Source organism: Leptospira mayottensis 200901116 (assembly GCF_000306675.2).
GTDB classification, from domain to species: Bacteria; Spirochaetota; Leptospiria; order Leptospirales; family Leptospiraceae; genus Leptospira; species Leptospira mayottensis.
The window spans coordinates 162,501-165,000 of the sequence record NZ_CP024871.1 but is presented as its reverse complement, the minus strand read 5'-3'; the positions used below and the strand labels follow the sequence as shown (position 1 = coordinate 165,000).

Below are 2,500 nucleotides of genomic sequence, written 5' to 3'. Positions count from 1 at the left end.
CTTTGAACGAGTTTCTCTTTTTCTTCCATCAGTTTGGATATGATTTGAACAGAAAGTCTACAAGTTTCGGATACCTTCTTACCCAGTTCATCCGTCTCCCGCTCGAACGGATAATCGTTTATAAGCGAGATCAACGCTTTTATCTTTTCGCCGTTTTGTTTTTTTCCAGGCTCCACCATTTGAATATGTGTCTGCTCGAACTCCGCAATCCTAGTACCAAACAGTCCGTAACCAGCTCTTTTGCTAAGTTCCTTCAAATAAGGAATTGCAAATTTTTCTAGAGCATCCGCCTGACAACGATAATGTGCGATGATTTCGGGTTGATTCACGTAAGAACCATCCGGATTCAACTGAAGATCATCCAAAATGATATGGTAATCCGTAAGAATTTTCATCACGTAATTCTTCTTGGTCGCGTGTGTAAGAAAATCTCTTAGGAAGTCCGTCATAGGAATATAACTGTAAGGTTGAAATCCCCTTTTTAAAAGGGTAGAAAATTCGGCCTCAAGCGAAGCCAACTTCGGAAAAAGCCAATTTTTTCCTGCCTTATTTTTATGAAGCAAAAACGCACCTGGGCTATCTTCATCTGGAAGTTTCGGCTTTTTAGCTCGATTTTGAAGTATAAGGTCAATCATCTCTTCCGAAAATTGAAAACAAGCGGCTCGATACGGACTTACATCCGTTTTCGCTTCTTTCTGAGGACTTGCAATTGCGATTCGAGCCTGAATCTTAGCTCCGTTACGAACCAAAAACGGATAAATGAATGCTGACTTATTCTTACCTTTTTTCTCATAATCGACCAACTGTCTTAAGGCAAGATCGACGCTCGGCGGAGACTTAGCTTGTTCGCTCAGGTTCCTATATTTATTTAAAAGTTCCGCAAGTTTATCTAACGTAAGCAAGTAAGATGGATGAATACTTTTGGAACCGTGCTTTTCTGTCTTCTTATGCCAATCCCTAAGTTCGTCCAAAATACAACGCGCGGTTGCGGATAAGCCGACCGCTCCCTCGTTCAAAAAAATATAATCAGGCGCAAGAGATTGTATTTCGGTAGGTTTACCCTCTGCCAATTCCTCAAAGCTTATGTTTTGTTCGCTGCTTTCCATATTTCTTATCAAATCGACAACACAGTTCTTTTTATTGTCCAGTATTCCTCTTAAATGGCTAACCAAAACCATTTATTTCGAGAATTTTTCCAATACCTTCCCGATTCTCAAAATCCCTTCTTCGATCTCTTTATTTTCCCGAACAAAGCTCAATCGAAAACATTCCTGTTTATGAGACCAGTTCGGATCGGCTCCCGGAAAAAAAGTTTCACCGGGAACGATAATTACACCCGCTTTCTTCAAAATTGGATAAAGATCGTTAATAGGCAAAGATAAATTTTTTACCCAAATCCAAAGAAAAAAAGCACCTTCGCTTTGATGAATCCGATAGTCGACCTTGGAACTCCAATTTTTTAGAATTACTTCCTGAGCAAAAACCGATTTCTTATGATAAAAAGGTAATATTACTTTTTCACATAAATATTTCCAACGGCCCGAACGAAAAAGATCCAGCGCAATAAACTGTCCCGGACTGGCGCTCGTCAAATTGACAACCGAATTTGCCTTACGTAACATGGCAACCGTTTCTGAATCACCGAGTACAAATCCGGTACGGACTCCCGGAAGACCCAACTTAGAAAGACTAAATCCTTGAATCATACCCGGCCTGTGAATAAAGGAACTTTTTCCAAAGACCACGTTGGGAAATGGAAATCCGTAAGCATTGTCGACCAATAAAGGAATCTCTGCATCATTTGCTCTTTCAATCAAAAACTCAAGTTCCTGATCCGTGATCACATTACCAGTCGGATTTGTAGGTCGTGAAACGCAGATACAACCAGCATCCTGTTGCCAATTTTTAACTAAATTGAACTTTTCCAAAGATATAAAATATTTATAATATCTATCCCCGATTTCTCGAATCTCAGGCGTAAAGGACAAGAATGAATCGGACTCCAAAGTTTGATCTGTGTAACCGATATATTCAGGAAGAATGGGAAAAAAAATTTTCTTTTTCTGGCCGTTTCCAAAATTCCCTGAGAAAAAGTTTAATAAGAAGTAAAACGCGTTCTGACTCCCATTCGTAATTGCGATTTGGTCTTCAGTAATTTTTGTTCCGGATTCTTCCGATAAAATCGAAGCGATCGTTTCTCGAAGTTCCGGAATTCCGGAAGGTAATTCGTAACTTCCTATAATTCTCTGTATACTTCCGGACTCGATTTGTTTCGATATAATCTCCTTCCATACCTCGGTCATTTCCGGGATGAAAGCTGGATTTCCTCCACCCAATAAACAAGAATCGGGGTGAAAACACCCCAAATCGTCCATTAATTGTCCAATTCCAGTTTGTTCTGAAAACTTCCGGCCAAAAATAGAATATTGCATACCGTACCAAATTTCTTTCGAACTCTAATCCAGGAACTAGAATCTAAGCGAAAAGAGAAATTTTGTAG

The 2,500-nt window shown here is 39.6% G+C and carries 2 protein-coding genes (1 of these 2 running past the window's edge); both read right to left on the bottom strand.

Going from position 1 to position 2,500, the window contains the following annotated elements; translation table 11 throughout:
• A protein-coding gene (locus tag LEP1GSC190_RS00725) for a hypothetical protein (protein WP_002763144.1) crosses the window boundary here: on the bottom strand, window positions 1-1,106 show its beginning. The gene continues 1,228 nt to the left of window position 1, outside the view; only the first 1,106 of its 2,334 coding nucleotides appear in the window; its start codon is at window positions 1,104-1,106; its stop codon lies off the left edge, out of view.
• 72 nt (window positions 1,107-1,178) lie between these two features.
• Window positions 1,179-2,432 (bottom strand): valine--pyruvate transaminase, encoded by a 1,254-nt coding sequence (locus LEP1GSC190_RS00720; protein ID WP_002763086.1) that lies wholly within the window; start codon window positions 2,430-2,432, stop codon window positions 1,179-1,181.
• Window positions 2,433-2,500 lie beyond the last annotated feature (68 nt).